General features: G+C 40.6%; 9 protein-coding genes, 1 tRNA gene and 5 pseudogenes. 6 read left to right on the top strand and 9 right to left on the bottom strand.

From position 1 onward, the window contains the following. Positions 1-540: 540 nt before the first annotated feature. From NYZ99_RS02575 to NYZ99_RS02545, 8 genes and pseudogenes are all read right to left on the bottom strand, one after another. Positions 541-1,578: an efflux RND transporter periplasmic adaptor subunit gene (locus NYZ99_RS02575; protein ID WP_476738691.1), complete on the bottom strand. Its 1,038-nt coding sequence runs from the start codon at positions 1,576-1,578 to the stop codon at positions 541-543. Further along, positions 1,554-2,258: a heavy metal-binding domain-containing protein gene (locus tag NYZ99_RS23145; protein ID WP_476738690.1), complete on the bottom strand. Its 705-nt coding sequence runs from the start codon at positions 2,256-2,258 to the stop codon at positions 1,554-1,556. Before NYZ99_RS23145 ends, NYZ99_RS02575 begins: the two co-directional genes overlap by 25 nt. A 31-nt stretch (positions 2,259-2,289) precedes the next feature. After that, positions 2,290-2,989, bottom strand: a pseudogene (locus tag NYZ99_RS02570) (hypothetical protein). Positions 2,990-2,993: 4 nt separating this feature from the next. Further along, positions 2,994-5,491: pseudogene (locus NYZ99_RS02565) on the bottom strand (heavy metal translocating P-type ATPase). 7 nt (positions 5,492-5,498) lie between these two features. Continuing rightward, positions 5,499-6,026 carry a DUF3347 domain-containing protein gene (locus NYZ99_RS02560; protein ID WP_260573359.1) on the bottom strand — a complete coding sequence of 176 codons (528 nt, stop codon included), beginning with the start codon at positions 6,024-6,026 and terminating at the stop codon, positions 5,499-5,501. A 2-nt stretch (positions 6,027-6,028) separates the two neighbouring features. Then, a pseudogene (locus NYZ99_RS02555) lies at positions 6,029-7,244 on the bottom strand (TolC family protein). Then, positions 7,241-11,038 (bottom strand): annotated as a pseudogene (locus NYZ99_RS02550) (efflux RND transporter permease subunit). The pseudogenes NYZ99_RS02555 and NYZ99_RS02550 overlap by 4 nt, the downstream one beginning before the upstream one ends. Positions 11,039-11,149: 111 nt before the next feature. Beyond that, positions 11,150-11,572, bottom strand: a complete 423-nt coding sequence (locus tag NYZ99_RS02545) for an HYC_CC_PP family protein (protein ID WP_260573358.1) — start codon at positions 11,570-11,572, stop codon at positions 11,150-11,152. Positions 11,573-11,810: 238 nt separating this feature from the next. Between NYZ99_RS02545 and NYZ99_RS02540 the strand changes: the two genes are divergently transcribed. From NYZ99_RS02540 to NYZ99_RS02530, 3 genes are all read left to right on the top strand, one after another. Then, complete coding sequence (locus NYZ99_RS02540; RefSeq protein ID WP_260573354.1) at positions 11,811-12,671, top strand: sulfatase-like hydrolase/transferase; 861 nt, start codon at positions 11,811-11,813, stop codon at positions 12,669-12,671. A gap of 88 nt (positions 12,672-12,759) precedes the next feature. Continuing rightward, positions 12,760-12,954, top strand: coding sequence for a hypothetical protein (locus NYZ99_RS02535; protein ID WP_260573349.1), 195 nt, complete (start codon positions 12,760-12,762; stop codon positions 12,952-12,954). Continuing rightward, positions 12,902-13,531, top strand: a complete 630-nt coding sequence (locus NYZ99_RS02530; RefSeq protein WP_260573347.1) for a sulfatase/phosphatase domain-containing protein — start codon at positions 12,902-12,904, stop codon at positions 13,529-13,531. Before NYZ99_RS02535 ends, NYZ99_RS02530 begins: the two co-directional genes overlap by 53 nt. 223 nt (positions 13,532-13,754) lie before the next feature. Here the strand turns inward: NYZ99_RS02530 and NYZ99_RS02525 are convergent. Further along, positions 13,755-13,836 (bottom strand) — tRNA-Leu (locus NYZ99_RS02525). 209 nt (positions 13,837-14,045) lie between these two features. Here NYZ99_RS02525 and NYZ99_RS02520 point away from each other — a divergent pair. From NYZ99_RS02520 to NYZ99_RS02510, 3 genes and pseudogenes are all read left to right on the top strand, one after another. Beyond that, positions 14,046-15,432: pseudogene (locus NYZ99_RS02520) on the top strand (dipeptidase). Positions 15,433-15,982: 550 nt separating this feature from the next. Then, positions 15,983-16,570 (top strand): Pycsar system effector family protein, encoded by a 588-nt coding sequence (locus NYZ99_RS02515; RefSeq protein WP_260573346.1) that lies wholly within the window; start codon positions 15,983-15,985, stop codon positions 16,568-16,570. Between the two features lie 256 nt (positions 16,571-16,826). Then, on the top strand, positions 16,827-18,527 hold the full coding sequence (locus tag NYZ99_RS02510) for an adenylate/guanylate cyclase domain-containing protein (protein WP_260573345.1): 1,701 nt from the start codon (positions 16,827-16,829) through the stop codon (positions 18,525-18,527). The last annotated feature ends 44 nt before the right edge of the window (positions 18,528-18,571 follow it).

The raw sequence follows: 18,571 nt of genomic DNA, 5'->3' as shown, positions 1-18,571 counted from the left end.
GATTGTTGTTAGTTAAAATGAATTATTTTCAAAGTGTAACCAAGCATATTTCCGATATACCGGGCAACCAAATTTTATGTTAATTTTTTTTCATTTCTTAAAACTACCTTAACAGAATTAAACTCTTGCAAATTAACACCCTTAAGAACTATCAAATTCATGAATTTTAAGTTTTTTTAACTGAATCCGGCAATTCATTACCTATCGAATCAACTATTGACAAGTGTGTAATTCACACTGTTATTTATTAAATATTTCGCAAAATTTAATAAATATTTAACTATTATCCGCAGATTTCTAAAAAATTAACTGATTGATACCACAAGAAAACATTCAAGGAATCAAGACAATTTTATATCTCAAAATCAAAAGAGCAAACATTAGGATTATGTAGTAGTTTCAATTAATTATTAATTATTCCTTACAAAATTTGATAGGACTAGAGCATCCTAAGTAAATATAAAATAGATGAAATTGAAGAGTTTTACCCCTTTAGGAGGCACTTGCTCTTAATATTGAAATGATATAATTTGGAAATATTTATCGAATCGAATCAACGATGCTTCCGCAGGTAAGCATTTCAGCACCATAATACGGATTGCGGATTTCCTTTTCCATACTCAACCAAAAAGCTCCTTTATTATCATTGGCCATAGGGCATTTTTGAACAAAAACAGGGGTACTCAGGTCATTCATGTTCATGGCCACAGGAACAATATTCTCGTTAAGGATTACAAAATTATCACGTTGGTTTTCAATGTCCTTGGCACTGGCGATATTTTTGACCCTTTCAACTATATTACTAATATGCTCCTTTTCCATGTTGCCCAAACCATCGATATCAATTGCGTTTAATTGTACTAATAATTTCCGCGACTCTAGGCTGACTTCATCCTTATTACTTTCCACTAAAGCGTTCTTAATATCTAAATATAGCGGCAATATATCCTTAAAATCCTTTTGAAAAGAGGTTGGGAATTTGAGTTTCATATCCACCATATTTTCTGAGCTGGCTTCAAGTTTCGTATCTTCATTCATCATGAATCTTTTACCCTGTAACTGAGCGGCCGCATCGATAGTGAAAGTACCATTTGTAACCACTTCGTCGCCAATTTGAAGACCTGAAAGCACTTCATAATAATCACCAATCCTATTACCAAGCACAACCTCCCTCATTTCAAAAACGGGGGCATTGGGATTCACTTTTATGTATACTATGGAGCGTTCACCCGTCCATAGTACTGCAGCGGATGGAACGTTTAAAATGGATGAACTCTCGGAATTGTTTTGAATCTCACCCCTCATAAACATCCCGGGTTTTAATATTCCATCGCTATTTTTAATAGTGGCCCTCATGGCCACTGTTCGAGATTGCTCGTTAAGGATAGGGTCAATAAAACTAATGGCAGCCTCAAATTCCTTATTTGGATATGCATTGCTGAACATGGTAATTTTTTGGCCTTTCTTTAAGGAGGCTATCTGATTTTCATAAACATCAAATTCTGCCCAAACCGAATTCAAATTCGCCAATTTCAAAAGGGGTTGCCCTTGTTTTACATAGTCCCCCTCTGAAACCATTTTTTCGGCAACGGTTCCGAAACCGTAGCATATATTGGAAAATATTCCTGAACCTTTTGACTCTTTTCAATGGCAATTATTTGATTATCGGTTAGTTTCCATAATTTCAATTTCTTTCTTACCGCTTCATAAAGCGCCGGTTGCGATTCCTTTAAGGATAAGGAGCTTATCAATTCCTGTTGTGCCGCCACCAGGTTAGGCGCATAAATGGTTGCCAAAAGAGCCCCCTTGTTTACTTCTTGCCCTTCATAAGAAATGTTCAATTGTTCCAAACGGCCATCAAAATAACTGGATTGAACCGCCTCTGCTTCCTCATTGACCTTAATCTGACCTGATAATGTGATTTTTTGTCCTTCGCCGGAATTCCCTTCTCCAATGACAGTGGTACCTATGTTGGCCAAGGCCATGGCATTTTCGGTCATCTTGATTTCATTTAGGGCAAAACCCTCTCCATCAGATTTCGCAGGAATCAAATCCATACCACATATAGGACAATCACCCGGTTCCGGTTGCATTATCTGAGGGTGCATGGAGCAGGTCCACATTTGCCCAGATTCTTCTGAATGTTCATGTACTAAATCACCACTATCAGTTTCCACCATGAAACTTCCAAATATGAACCCTCCCACTACAACTCCTATAATGAGAGCGATTACAATATAAATCACATTTTTATTCATGATTATTTTGATTAAGTTATCTAAATATGCACTATTTTCTAATTTTTCTTACGGTTGGAGAACTTGTAAACCAAAGTAAAAAACCACTAAGGACTGTTATCAACCCCAATAGGGAGAAGGCTCTTAGCACTAGGGTATTAAAATCATCCCTTCCCTCATAATCCATGGTATGTGTCATCCAAAGAAAATCGAACCAACGCCAATCCCTATGCCGAAGTGTTTGGAAGGCCCCATCTTTTATGGATACATACGCTATCACATTTTCGTCATGATCATAATGTATGGCGAAAGCAGGTAAGGGTCTTCCTCTATACTCGCTATGCGTGCCCACCTCGTTCAATCGCTCTACATGGGAAACCTTTAATTCCGGCATCATATTGGCAGCGGCAATTCCCAAAGCCTCCTTTTCGTCGATTTCCTTTTTTAAAGCACCCGTTTTGGCATTGTACAAAAATTCATGGTTGATCCAGTAATAAGGTTCGCCTGCAATATTTCTTAGCGCTATGGATGAAACGGAAATATCCTTGGTAATTTCATCCAAGCCAAAGAGGTTCTCAAAGGCTACAATTTCAGAAGGGGTCCTTCTAAAATGATCTCCGTGTATCTCATCTATATCAGTCCAACTGAAATAGAGACCACTAACGATCCGAGAACAAGAATTGTATCCCAAGAAAAATTCCCAAATACCGATGGGCTTTCCTAATCTTGATGGCAGTTTTTCTTTTAACCATAAATTCAATCCGATTTTTTACTTCTTAATCTAAGTGCATTTGCTATAACGGAAACGGAACTAAAACTCATTGCCAATGCCGCAATCATTGGAGACAAAAGAATTCCAAAAAACGGGTACAGTACACCCGCCGCTATCGGTATTCCTAGAGTATTGTAAACTAGCGCAAAGAAAAGATTTTGTTTTATGTTCCTCATGACCTCATCACTTAAAGTATAGGCCTTTACTATTCCATGCAAGTCACCTTTCACTAAAGTCATCATGGCACTTTCAATAGCCACGTCAGTACCCGTTCCCATGGCGATACCCACATCACTCTTAGCGAGTGCCGGAGCATCGTTTATACCATCACCGGCCATCGCAACAATTTTGCCCTTTGCCTGTAGCGCTTTCACTTCCTCCAATTTGTTCTCTCGGAAGCATACCCGCCTTAAAATCGGTCAAATTCAATTCGCTTGCTACTGCTTTTGCCGTATTTTCGTTATCGCCTGTCATCATGATGACATCAATACCCTTTTCCTGAAGCTTTTTAACTGCCTCTTTACTAGTACTCTTTATTTTATCACCGATTACTACGTAACCGACCAACGTATTCTCAATAGCCAAAAATGAAACTGTCTTACCTTGATCCTGATATTTCTCCGCCTCCAACGCGGCTTCCCTTTCAAGTCCAAGACCTGCGTACTCCATCATTTTTGCATTGCCCAAACTTAATTTTCTGCCGTCTACGAATCCTTCTACTCCTTTTCCGGTAACGGAATTAAAACTTTCGACTTTTTTCAACCCTATATTCTTTTCCTTGGCATACTTTACCGTTGCTGCCCCCAAAGGATGCTCACTGGAGCTATTCAGTGATGCAATTGATTCCAATACCTCACCGTCCGAAATAGTTTTATCAAAGGAAGCTACTTTTTCTACCGTCGGTTTACCTTCCGTAATCGTACCTGTTTTATCAACGACAAGAACGTTCACCTTATCCATTTTTTCCAAGGCCTCTGCATTTTTAATAAGTATTCCGTTTTGGGCCCCTTTCCCAACTCCAACCATAACGGACATGGGGGTCGCCAGCCCCAGGGCACAGGGACATGCGATAATGAGCACAGCTATGGCATTGACCAATGCATATACATAGACCGGATTGGGATCCCAAACTGCCCATACGATAAACGTCAGTACGGAAACAAGGACTACGATAGGTACAAAATAGCTTGAAATTTTATCCGCTAGATTTTGGATGGGGGCACGGCTTCTACTAGCATCATTGACCATGCTAATTATTTGGGATAGCAAGGTATCGGATCCAACTTTTTGGGCCTTCATTAAAAAGGTCCGGTTGCCATTAATGGTTCCACTGCTTACGGTATCATTTACGGTCTTGTCCACTGGTATGGGTTCCCCTGTTATCATAGATTCATCCACGGAAGTCCCACCCTCCGTAATGATACCGTCCACAGGAATTTTTTCACCTGGTTTTACTTTTAAGATATCATCGATTTCAATACTATCAATGGCCACCATTTTCTCTTGGCCTTCCACAATTTGCACGGCTTTGTTTGGGGCCAACTTTAATAGTTCCTTTACGGCGGAATTTGTTTTACTATGGGCCCGGGCCTCCAATACTTGTCCCATAAGCACTAGAGTCAGTATAACAGTAGCGGATTCAAAATACACATGAACGGCTCCTGATTCCGTTTTAAACTGGGCGGGAAAAAAGTCGGGGAACAGCAATCCAAAAACACTGAAAACCCATGCAATTCCAGCGCCAATACCAATGAGCGTGAACATGTTTAGGTTCCAAGTCTTAATACTTCTATAGGCGCGTTCAAAGAACATCCAGGTAGCATAGAATACCACTGGGACAGATAGCACCAGTTGAATCCCAATTCCACCATTTTTGATTCATAATACGGAACAAGGGTTGACTTGGCAGCATATCGCTCATGGCAATCAAAAATATAGGCAAGGTAAAACCAAGGGCAATCCAAAACTTTTTCAGTAGTTTTTGATAGTTTTTTTCCTCGGCAGAGATATCGGGCTCTTTGGGTATAAGGTCCATACCGCAAATAGGACAAGACCCAGGCTCGTCTTTCACCACTTCAGGGTGCATAGGACAGGTCCACTCCGTTTCGGACGAAGATTGAACCCTTTGTTCCTCTACCAGATCCATTCCACACACAGGACAGTCTCCAGGGGTATCGTAGGTTTTATCCCCTTCGCAACGCATAGGGCAATAAAAAGTACCTGTTCCGCTACCTGTAGCTTTCTTTTCTTCCGTTTTATTTGCAACATAACCTTGAGGATGGATGGCATACCCGCCACCATCTTCTTTAAGAGCTTTCTTAAAGCGTTCCAACGGAATATGTTCCTTCATTTCAATGGTAGCTTCCGCACCTTCCGGATTCACAGATACCTTGGAAACACCTTCTACATTGGACAAAGCCTTTTCAACATGGTTTTTACAACCGTTACAGCTCATCCCAGTTATGCTATAGGTGTGCTTCATGGGTTTTTTAATTTATAGTTTCGGTCACCTTTCCACAAGTGAGCATCTTGTCCCCAAAATATGGGTTTCTAATCTCCGATGCATCCGAAATCCAATAGGCGCCCTTGCCCTCAAATGCCATGGGACAAAATTGCTTGTAAATTTCCCCGCTTTCAATAGTTTCCTTGAACTTTGGTTCTACTTTTTCCGTCAATCGGGAAAACACTTCCCGTTGTGCTTCCACATCCAAGGCATTTGATATTTCATCTGCCAAAGCACTGATTTCCTTCTCCTCCGTATCCAAGTTCATTTTCATTTGCTCTGCAGCTGTCTTTGCATCGTCCGGTGCAGTGGCCACCAAAGCCTTTCTTAAATTTTGGTAATCAGTAAACAACATGTTGGTCTTTTCCTGATTAAAAGAGGCCACGGCCATCTCCTTTGCCTGCTCCTCCATCACCGGTTCCGGATTTGATGTTTCTACGGATTTCTTTTCTTCCTTACACGAAAGGGAAAAGATTAAAATGGTTGCCATAAATGGCATAGTTACTCGTTTCATAGTTATTGTATTAAATAGTTAATAATTGCACTCTGTTCATAATATGATTTTATGGTTTCCAATCGATGTATCTCGGAACCTTAATTGTAATTCCTGAATGTCCAAAACATCATTGAAATCTATAGTACCCGTCTCGTAGTTTTTTATTAGGATGTCCTCAGCATCCTTTGCCTGTTTCAAATTCCTATTAATAGTATTATAGGAGATACGGGCTTGGTTTCTTTGTGAAACCGCTTTTGCCAAAGCCGTTTCGAGTACCTTCAGCCGTTGTTGCTTTTGCGATTCCAACTCCAATTGACGAAATTCATTCTGTTTTGTCACGGATTTATAAGAATTGTTGAACAGCGGTATGGACAAAGACACCATAGGCATCAATATGTCCTTTCCATTATCTACAAAATCCATATCTGGCCGCTCCGAAACCGTTACATAGTCCAATCCTATTCCAAAGTTTGGGGCACTTTGCTTTTGATTCAACATTTCGGACTTAATTACTGATTCATAAAGTCTATCATATTTTAAAAGCTCAGGATTCAAATCTATCTGTGAATTATTCAATAATGAATCTTCAACGGGTAAATCCAATTGCGAAACAATTGGCACGGCAAGGCTTTGTTTTTGGTTTCTCAATGCATTGAAGTTCGCCCTTTCAGCAAAAAACATTTGTTTCAAAACCTCTACCTGTTGCTGTAATTCATTTTTTCGAATTTGCAATCTCAACACATCCACTGCCGAGGCCTTGCCCACCTCAACGGACGTCAAGGCCAATTGCTCATAGGTATCCAACAATTGGATATTTTCCTCTAAGACCTTTTGTTTTGCTTCCAAAAGATATAGGGTATAGTAGGATTGTGTTACGGACAAGGCCAATTTTCTTTTGGCGATAACCAAATCCAAATAATCCGCATCTGCTAGTGAACTTGCGTAATTTTCGCGTGCAGTTATGGTACCGAACCAGGGCAACATTTGGGATACGGAAAGTCGGATCCGCTGTGGACCCGTTCGTGTTTCAGGTTCACTTAAAAAATATCCGGCACTTAAAGAGGTATTTGGCAAACTATAAGCTGCCGAAATTTTCTCTTTTGATATATTATATCGCATTTCAAATGCTTGTATTTACGGGTTGTTAGACATAGCCTCCACCAAATAATCTCTTAGACTTTGGGCAGAACCATCTACAACTAACAAAAAGAATAATAGTAGGCTCAGGTTTCTCATTTGTTTGTCTTTTTTAATCGATATTCTTTATGCCAACTATACAATACTGGCACTAAAAAATAGGAGGTTATGTCAATCACCATTCCACCAAAAATAGGTATGGCCATAGGAATCATGATATCGCTTCCCTTTCCGAGAGGAAGTCATAACCGGTAATAAGGCCAAAATGGTGGTGACCGTGGTCATCAAACAGGGCCGAATTCGCTTATTCGCGGCTTGCAATGCTGCCAAACGGATACCCTTTACACTGTCCGTTTTTTCCCTTTCAAACGTTTGGGTCAAGTAGGTGGCCATGACCACACCGTCATCCGTGGCTATTCCAAACAAGGCGATGAACCCTACCCATACCGCCACACTTAAGTTGATGGTTTTCATATGAAATAAATCCCTAAGGTTTTCACCAAATAGGCTAAAATTGAGGAACCATTCTTGGCCATAGAGCCATATCATGATAAACCCTCCGGCAAAGGCTACGGCGATACCGGTATATACCATTAAAGAAGTGGTAACCGATTTAAACTGGAAGTACAAGATCACAAAAATAATGAGTAGGGCCAGGGGCACTACTATAGACAAGGTTTTTTCTGCCCTTAGCTGGTTCTCATAGGTCCCCGTAAATTGATAGCTAATCCCTTTGGGAACTGTCAATTCCCCGGTTTTGATTTTCTTACCTATCAAAGCCTGGGCATTTTCAACCACATCCACTTCGGCAAAGCCGTCCAACTTGTCGAACAGTACATACCCCACTAAAAAGGTATCCTCACTTTTAATTACCTGTGGTCCCTTTTCATATTTGATTTCCACCAGCTCCCCTAGAGGTACGGGACTTCCCTTTTCAACGGGCACATAGATATTCTTCAAATCCTCTCGGATTATCCCTTAATTCCCTTGGATAGCGAACCCTTACCGAATACCGTTCCCTGCCTTCCACTGTTTGTGTAAGGGGCATGCCTCCAACGGCCACCTCTAGGATGTTTTGTACATCGGCGATCGATACTCCGTAACGTACCAATTGTTCTCTTTTAATGTCAATGAGCAAATAGGGTTTTCCAATGATACGGTCGCAAAAACGGACTGCGCCTTAACGCCCTCGGCCTCCTTCAGAAGCTCCTCCAGCTGAAGTCCAAATTTTTCAATCTCCCGTAAATCCTGACCTTTTACCTTGATACCCATTGGTGCCCGCATTCCTGTCTGCAACATTACCAAACGGGTTTCTATAGGTTGCAGTTTAGGTGCCGATGTAACTCCCGGCAAACGAGTGGCGGATACGATTTCGTTCCAAATATCATCCGGACTCTCTATTTCGGGCGCCAATTCCTAAAGTACGCTCCGTTCTCGTCAGGAATTAAATCTCCCCTTTCTACAAATTGGACCAATTGGGAAGTATCATATTGCTCATGACCTTCTATAGGATTGTTGGGATTTACATGAAATTTTCCATCATTAAGTACAAACAATCCGTCCTTGTTCACTTTGTAACGTTGTCTTTTACCCTCCGTATTCCTCATGAATTCGGACTTGTACTGAATCACATTCTCATACATGGACAAAGGAGCTGGGTCCAAAGCCGATTCCGTTCGTCCTGATTTTCCAACCACGGTTTCAATCTCAGAAATGCCAGCCACCGCCATATCCAATTGCTGTAGCACACGCTTATTTTCCGCGACCCCGGCATGGGGCAGGGAGGTTGGCATCAACAGAAAAGTACCTTCATTTAAGGAAGGCATGAACTCCTCACCCGTATTTTTCATGATCATAATACCAAGAAAGAGGATCGTGGAAGGTATTACAATAAAAAGCCCCTTATGGTCCAAGGCCCACCTTAGAATACGGGAGTAATACCTTTTAAATACCGAGAAAGTACCCAAAAGACCGAAACAAATAAGGGCCACAAAAACAAAATTTATGAGGATGCTTCTATCAAAGCCTAAAGGTCTCCAGTATTCGGCCAATAGTATTACGATAAGTAACACGGATATCCCAATATTGGCCAGTTTTTTTGAAAATGAAACATTGAAATTACCACTGGAAATCTCTATACTTTCCTTTTTGTTTAATCGAAACCAAAGCCCCACTCCTCCAAAAGCGATCAATGCCGAGACCTGTCCAAAATCCGAAAATGAGTGCCAGTACCCCTATCACAATCAGTGCATAATCCCAAAGATTCCTCAGAGCAATAGGCTGTTTTCCTTTTCTAAAAAATAGCGCTGCAAAAGGAGGAATCAAGAATAGGGCAATGACCAAGGATGCGGCCAGGGCCATCGTCTTGGTAAAGGCCAAAGGGCGAAACAGTTTTCCTTCCGCTCCAATCATGGTAAAAACAGGAATAAAACTTATAATCGTGGTCAATACGGCTGTTAGAATAGCCCCGGATACCTCGGAGGTCGCATTGTAGACAATTTCATTGGTCGTTAACGGGTTGCCTTCTCTGTCAAGACACAATGTCTTATCCTCTAGATGTCGTATCATATTTTCCGCCAGGATTACCCCTACATCCACCATAGTACCTATAGCAATGGCAATACCGGAAAGTGCCACAATATTCGCGTCCACATCAAATAGTTTCATGGTGATGAACACCATAAGGATAGCAACGGGCAAGAGCCCGGAAATAAGTATAGAGGCACGAAGGTTGAATACCATAACGATGATGACCAAAATGGTGATCAAGACTTCTAGTGTTAACGCCTCGTTGAGGGTACCCAAGGTTTCCTGAATCAATTCCGTTCGATCATAGAAGGGTACGATGGTCAATTGTGAAGTACGGCCATCGGCCAATACCTTGGATGGCAAACCTCCACTTATTTCTTTAATTTTATCCTTTACCTGATTAATGACTTCCAAAGGATTTGCACCGTACCTGGCCACAACAACACCTCCAACGACTTCGGCGCCCTCCTTATCAAGAATACCTCGCCGACTGGCAGGACCTAAATTTACCCTCGCAATATCCTTGATCCTTATGGATGTAAAATCTTCCGAGGTCACTACCGCATTTTCAATGTCTTCAATGGATTTTACATAGCCCAAACCACGAATTAAATATTCGGCCTGATTCATTTCCAGGGTTTGCGCTCCTAGGTCTTGATTGCTTTGCTTTACGGCCTTTACCACCTCGGCCAATCCTATGTTGTACTGCCGCATAAGCTCAGGATCCACATCTACCTGATATTCCTGCACAAAACCACCTATAGAAGCCACTTCGGAAACTCCACCGGCAGCTGCCAACCCATATTTTACATAGTAATCCTGTATGCTACGTAATTCCTGTAAATCCCATCCTCCGGTGACGTTTCCTTCCTGGTCCTTCCTTCCAAGGTATACCGGAATATTTGTCCCAAGCCCGTGGCATCGGGCCCCAAAGTGGGGCTTACCCCATCCGGTAGTAGACCTATGGGCAACGAGTTAAGTTTTTCCAAGATGCGACTGCGAGACCAGTAGAATTCTACATCTTCCTCAAAAATGATATAGATGCTGGAAAATCCGAACATAGAAGAACTACGGATAGTCCTCACTCCAGGAATTCCCAACAAAGAGCTCGTAAGTGGATAGGTAATTTGGTCCTCGATATCCTGTGGGGATCGTCCCTCCCATTTGGTAAAAACAATCTGTTGGTTCTCCCCTATATCCGGGATGGCATCCACCGCAACCGGGGAAGCCGGCAAACCGGACAACCAACCGGAATTTCCTCTATTAAAAGGTGCATTCACCAAACCCCATCCTACAAAAAGAACCGGAAGGAGCACTGCAATAAGTTTGTTTTCTATAAGATACTTGATGCCTTTGTTCAGCATAACATTTGAAAATTAGACAGTTTTACAAGGTTCGTTTTGAGGTACTGGGTATTCCATACAACAAAACTGCCCGGGAGCATTAGCAACCAGGTTACATCAAAACGTCTAAAATCAAATTAAGAAGGTCTGATCCAGAATTTGAACATCCCGAATCAAGGACGGCGGAGAATAGTCTTTAAAAGTTATTTTTTCCTGATGGATACTTTCGTATACCTGCAAATAGGCGTAAACGAAAGTAGAGAGGAAAACCTGTTGGTCAAATGTCAATTGATTAAAGGTAGGCTGCAAGTCATCTTGACCGGCAACGGACAACTCCACATCGGCACAACAATCCATTTTCATTTCCATCATAGGACAATCGTCCATTTCGTGAGAGACTTTGGGTTGCATCATGCAACCTTCCACATTCCCGGTAAGACTAAAATCCATGAGATGATCTCCACAAAAATGCATGCCCACTGAAAAAGAGGTAGTGGTGAACAGCACCAAAAGTGCCATTGAAATGGATACTATTTTGTGAAATACAATCTTCATCTGTATGTAAAAGTACAAAATATTCGAATCGGTACTACTTGTATCGTGCAAAACCTACTTCTCTGTACTTCGCTTGAACACATAACGTACTGTTCTTGGAGATATTTGATTATCAAACAAGTAATTGGGCGTAAGGTTTCTAAAATACTTACAAGACAGGTGCAAAAAACTTCCGGGTTACCCTAAAATTATACAGAAAGTAGTATCTTCCAAAACGAATCAAAAACATGTATTTCACATGAGCGCCAAAACCAACCCAAGATACCAAGCCTCCAAAGAGTTCCTCAAGTTTACAGTTCTTTTACTAAGCGTAACCTTTTTTACTGGATGCAATGAAGCGGAAAAAGAAATACCCAAAAAACCAAATATTGTCTTTATCATGTCGGATGACCATGCCTATCAGGCCATTTCGGCATACGACAATCGTTTGATTGAAACACCTAACATAGACAGGATTGCAAAAATGGGTATGCTTTTCACCAATGCAAGCGTTACCAATAGTATCTGTGCCCCATCAAGGGCTACCATCCTTACTGGAAAACACTCCCACCTAAACGGCAAAATAGATAATGTATCCCCTTTTGACACCACAAATGTGACCTTTCCACAACTCCTACAAAAAGCGGGGTACCAAACGGCCATGTTCGGGAAATTGCATTTTGGAAACAATCCCAAAGGTTTTGACCAGTTCAAGATTTTACCTGGACAGGGTTCGTATTACAACCCGGATTTCATCACCAAAAACGAAGGGGAGATCAACGTAAAGGGATACGTAACGGACATTGTAACCGATATGACCCTTGATTGGCTGGATAATGAGCGCCAAGCGGACAAACCCTTTATGCTCATGTACCTGCACAAAGCCCCGCACCGTTCCTGGTTAATGGCGGAACGCCATATGGAAGAATTCACAACAAAGACTTTTCCGGAACCAGCCACCTTGTTCGATTCCCATGAAGGTATGCCTGCCGCAAAAGTGGCCGAAATGAAGGTTGACGGTGATATGGGCTGGGCAGCGGACAGCAAGTTGTATCCGAGGTTATGGATCAATTGGGATTGGAGGAGCAAATTGGTTTTGATAAACGTAGGTATGAAATGACGGTAGGCAGGTTGGACTCCACCCGAAAGCTACTTTTGACACCTATTATAGGGCCATTGCGGATGAATTTATAGAGAACTATCCCAACATGACCGAAACCGATATTGCTAAATGGCGTTATCAGCGCTATATGCAGGATTATTTGGGCACCATTAAATCTGTGGATGAGAACGTAGGCAGGGTGTTGGATTATCTCGGAAGCCAACAATATGATGGAAAATACCATTATCGTGTATACCTCGGATCAAGGGTTTTACTTGGGCGAACATGGTTGGTTCGATAAAAGATTCGTGTACGATGAAAGCCTAAAAACACCCTTGCTAGTCTCATGGCAAAACCATGTAAAACCTGGAAGTGTTTCCGATGAACTTGTACAAAACTTGGATTTTGCCCAAACTTTCCTAGATGTTGCCGGAGTGGAGCAACCCGCAGACATGCAAGGAAAAAGTTTGGTACCTGTGTTGACCGATGACATGGAAAATTGGGACAGGGATGCCGTGTATTACCATTACTACGAGCACCCCTCCGAACACAACGTGAACAGACATTATGCGGTAATTACCAAGGATTACAAATTGATCCATTACTATTTTGATTTGGATTATTGGGAATTGATAGACCGAAAAAAAGATACGTTGGAGCAGCATAATTATTATGATGACCCTGCCTATGCGGATATACAGAAAGACCTTCACCAAAAACTGGATGCCCTGCGGAAGCAATACGGGGATTCCGAGGCCCTTAGCCAACAGTATATTGACGAATTTATGCCTCTTGCCAAAGAAGGAAAAGTTTGGGGTGTGGAAGATGATATTTTAGAGCCCATCGTGGAAAAATGGGAAAACTCGAAGAAGGATTGATCTACCATTAACCGAACGAAGTTTGAAGTATTTCTGATTAATTAAGAAGCCAACTTTTAAAAGTCGGCTTTTCCCTTTTTAGAGGCACCTCGGCTACGCTCGGTATAAACTCCGAGACTACTTTCGCTCCACTCAGGGCAAGCTTCTCGTCTCTCCTTACTGACCACCTCAATTTCGCTTTACAGCAAAAAAAACCTCCTGATTTCTCAAGAGGTTTTCTCTGTACAGGCGGAGAGACTCGAACTCTCACACCTTGCGGCACTAGATCCTAAGTCTAGCGTGTCTACCAATTCCACCACGCCTGCATTTCAATATATTGTGGTCCTTAAATCAAGACCTTTTCTGTTGCGTGTCTACCTCCCGATAACTATCCTGACCACCACGCCTGCAATTCCCTTCCGACTGCTGTCGAAATATTCGGGATGCAAATATAAAGTAAATTTTCAATTCTCTAAATAAACAATCTTTAAATTCGAGGTTTTTGTATTTTTAAAAAGAATATAGAAAATCATACATGCACAACGTAAAAGAGTACATTGACGAACACAAAAACAGATTCCTACACGAGCTCGTTGAACTTTTAAAAATTCCTTCCATTAGTGCCGACTCCGCCTTCTCACAGGATGTATTGGATACGGCCGAAGCGGTAAAGGAAGCGCTGGAAAAGGCCGGGTGTGATGTGGTGGAAATCCATGAAACCGACGGCTACCCTATTGTATACGGAGAGAAGATAATTAACCCAAATTTACCCACCGTATTGGTTTATGGACACTACGATGTACAACCTCCGGACCCCATGGATTTATGGAACTCCCCACCTTTTGAACCAGTAATAAAGGAAACGGAACTCCACCCTCAAGGCGCCATTTTCGCCCGAGGTGCCTGTGATGACAAAGGTCAAATGTTTATGCATGTAAAGGCCTTGGAATTTATGGTGAATACCGATCAATTGCCTTGCAATGTAAAATTCATGATCGAGGGCGAAGAAGAAGTAGGGAGTAGCAATCCGCCACCTACGTTGCGCAAAAGAAGGAAAAACTTAAAAACGACATAATCCTTATTTCCGATACCGGAATGATTGCCAATGACGTGCCTTCCATTACCACGGGACTACGTGGGTTAAGCTACGTGGAGGTGGAGGTCATAGGGCCCAATCGCGATTTGCATTCCGGTTTGTACGGGGGTGCTGTGGCTAATCCCATCAACATATTGGCCAAGATGATTGCCAGTTTACATGATCAGAACAATCATATTACCATTCCGGGTTTTTACGACAAGGTTCAGGAGCTTTCAGATGAAGAACGAGCCGAAATGGCCAAGGCACCTTTTTCGTTGGAGATGTATCAAAAAGCACTGGATATTGATTCTGTCTATGGTGAAAAAGGATATACTACCAATGAACGAAACTCCATTAGACCCACCTTGGACGTCAATGGAATTTGGGGCGGATATACAGGCGAAGGTGCCAAAACCGTCATAGCCAGTAAGGCCTATGCTAAAATATCCATGCGATTAGTGCCTAATCAAGATTGGATGGAAATCACGGAATTGTTCCAACACCATTTTGAATCCATTGCCCCTCAAGGGGTAAAAGTGAAAGTGAAACCGCATCATGGAGGCCAAGGCTATGTTACGCCCATTGACACCGATGGCTACCAAGCAGCTTCCGAGCCTATGAAACTACCTTTGGCAAAAAGCCTATACCTCAACGCAGTGGCGGAAGTATCCCCATTGTTTCGCTTTTCGAAAAAGAATTGAATAGTAAAACTATCCTGATGGGATTCGGATTGGATAGCGATGCTATACATTCACCTAACGAGCATTTTGGAGTCCGGAACTACTTAAAAGGAATTGAGACCATACCTTATTTCTATACCTATTTTACAGAGATGAAAAAATAGCCCTGTTATATGAAAAGCACGTTGACCATCTTTTTATTCCTCTTGGGTGTTACTATTTATTGCCAAAACGATAGGTATGTGGGTGATTATTTCCGAAACTAGGGAATGAGAAACATACCATAGAATACACTTTAAACTTGAACAAGGATGGAACATTTATTTTTCATTCCTATTCCAACAACGAAGACGGAATTCCAGCGGTTGTCCATACTTATGGAAGAGGAAAATGGATTTCCAAGAAAGAGATTCTTTCCTTTTACTTAGATGAGAAAAGTAAGAGCGAAAAATATACCTTAGATTTTTCAGGATTAAGGCTCGATATATCTCCAAGTCACCTAGAGATACATCGGACAGGGAAATAAAAACACGATTAAAGTTTTATGAATCTGGAATATTTTGGATGAAAGGGGTGGAAATGCCTAAATTGAAATAACCCATTTTGGCTCAAGATATTTTCGCTGAAAATTTTTCATTATCTTCATGATTAGCCCATTGTTTAGGATGAACACCTTTGGGTAGACTTCGAACCAAATAAACCTAAAATTGGAAGATGGAAGAAAGTGATGATGCACAAAAACCTGCCAAGTCTAAAACACCTTTACAACAAAATAAAAAAGGAACACATAAAGAAGAATTGGTAGATCATTACTGGGGAAGCATGAATCATATGAACAGTATGATAAAATCCAGTGAAATTAAAGCAGGCCTAATTCTTTCATTTTATGGCATTCTTCTAAATTTTATCTTTCAAATCAGTCAATCCTTGATAATAAATGTTTCGAAAGCCACTCTTTTTTATTTAATAATTGGACTCCGGTTTTTGGCCACCACAATATCAATTTACTTTTGTATACGATGCTTCACTCCAAAAATTGAAGGTAAATATGATAAAAATCTTTTCTTCTTTGGTGATGTAATTACCAAATTTGGTGATATAAAGCAGTTCTCTAAAACATTTTATGAAATAAGCCTTGACGAAGAACAGCTTTTTCAACAATTGGGAGAACAAATCTTCATCATTTCAAAAATTGCCGCATGGAAATTCAAAAATGTAAAATATGCTATAGTTTTCTTGGCTATTAGTTTGACACTACTGTTTATTGCGGCGACCTACTATATCCTCTTAATCTCAGCCTAATGAAAAATTTGGGGAAAGTCTATGGGCATTTAGTTTTATTTTTCTTGCCCATCTGCGCTTTTCCCCAAAACGACATAGACTCTCTTCTCAATATTTGGCAGAATGAAAAATTGACTGATACAGTAAGGGTCAATGCCCTAGAAGACTATATTTATCAAGGTCCATTCGCAACACATCCGGATAGCGCAATATTCGGGCCGGACAACTCTTCGAATTTACCCAAAAAATAGGTTTTGAAAGAGGGGTCGTAAATGCTTTGAATCTAAGAGGGTATTCATATTTCCGCGTAGGGGAATATCTAAAAGCATTAGATGACTATAACAATGGACTAAAAATTGCTCTAAGGATACAATATGAAAAAGGGATTGCAGATATTCTGATAAGAACAGGTTATGTATATCATGACAACGATGATTATGTAAAAGCGATTAACTACTACGAAAGAAGTTTAAAGATTTATGAAGAAACCAACGACTGGGAAGGAAAAAGTGATGTTTATAATGAGTTTGGAAGTATATATAGGGCAAATGGTGACTATGAGAAATCTTTAAGATACTATCAACAAAGCCTTTCGATAAATGACAGTCTCAAAAATAAAAGCGCCAATGCTCCAATCTACAATAACATTGGAAGCCTTTATTTAAATGAAAACGAATTTGACAAGGCTATTGAATATTATGATAAAGCTTTGGTACTAGAAAAACAAACTGGCAATCGATTGGGCATCGCCTCGGCTTTAGGGGGAATAGGGGAAGCATTACTTTTAAAGGAAAAATATAAAAAAGCACTGGATACACTCAAAAAAAGCTTACATATAAGTGAAGAAATAAATGATATTCAAGGTGGTATTGCGACTCGATTCGCCATCGCGGATATTTATTTAAAACAGAAAGAATACTCAAAAGCCATAGAAGCAAATAAAAAATGTCTATTAGAAGCAGTTCAAATTGGAGATCTGGGCAATCAGGAATATGCTTATGCTAACCTGTATGAACTATATAGAACTTTGGGAAACCCTAGTTTGGCATTGAACTATCACGAAAAAATGTTAACTATTTCGGATAGCTTACAATTGGGTCAAACCGCTGTTAAACTTGAACAAATGGAGTTCAAAAAACAGATGCTTGCGGACAGTCTACTTCAAGTTGAAAAGGATTTAGAGGTACAAATGCTGCACCAGCAAGAAGTACGTAAAAAGGACAGAAACAGAAATTTTGCCATAGTCATCGGTTTATTTTTTCTTTTACTTGCAGTAGCCTTTTATACGCGTTGGCGTTATGTAAAAAAGTCTAGAGCGATTATAGAAAAAGAAAGGAATCGATCCGAAAATCTACTGCTGAATATCCTGCCGGCTGAAATTGCTGAAGAGTTAAAAGAAAAAGGAGAGGCAAAAGCTCGTGATTTTGAGATGGTATCAATTTTGTTTACTGATTTTAAAGGATTTACAGAACAATCAGCTAAAATTTCAGCATCAGAACTAGTTGGTGAGATCAACTATTGTTTTAAAAATTTTGATCTGATTTGTGAAAAATATGGTATTGAAAAAATTAAGACCATAGGAGATGCCTATATGGCCGCCGGTGGCCTACCCGTTCCATCAGATGATGCCGTAGAAAAAACCATAATGGCCGCACTTGAGATGCAATCCTTTATGAGCTCAAGAATAAAAGAAAAGAAAGCTTCAAATGAAATGACATTTGAAATGCGGGTAGGCATTCACACCGGATCTGTGGTAGCCGGTATAGTTGGAGTCAAAAAATTTCAGTATGATATTTGGGGAGATACCGTTAATACCGCTTCTAGAATGGAAAGCAATGGTGAAGTTGGAAAAGTAAATATTTCTGAGGATACATATAAATTGATAAAATACAAACCCAACCTATCTTTTGAATACCGCGGGAAAATTGAAGCAAAAGGAAAAGGACAAATAAATATGTGGTTCGTAGGGTCTACTTAACCTTACTAAATAAATTTATAATAAAGATTTTATGGAAATGCCAA

The organism is Maribacter litopenaei (assembly GCF_025244665.1).
GTDB classification, from domain to species: Bacteria; Bacteroidota; Bacteroidia; order Flavobacteriales; family Flavobacteriaceae; genus Maribacter; species Maribacter litopenaei.
Note: the sequence above shows the minus strand (reverse complement) of the source record. Positions and strands in the feature narration are given on the sequence as shown.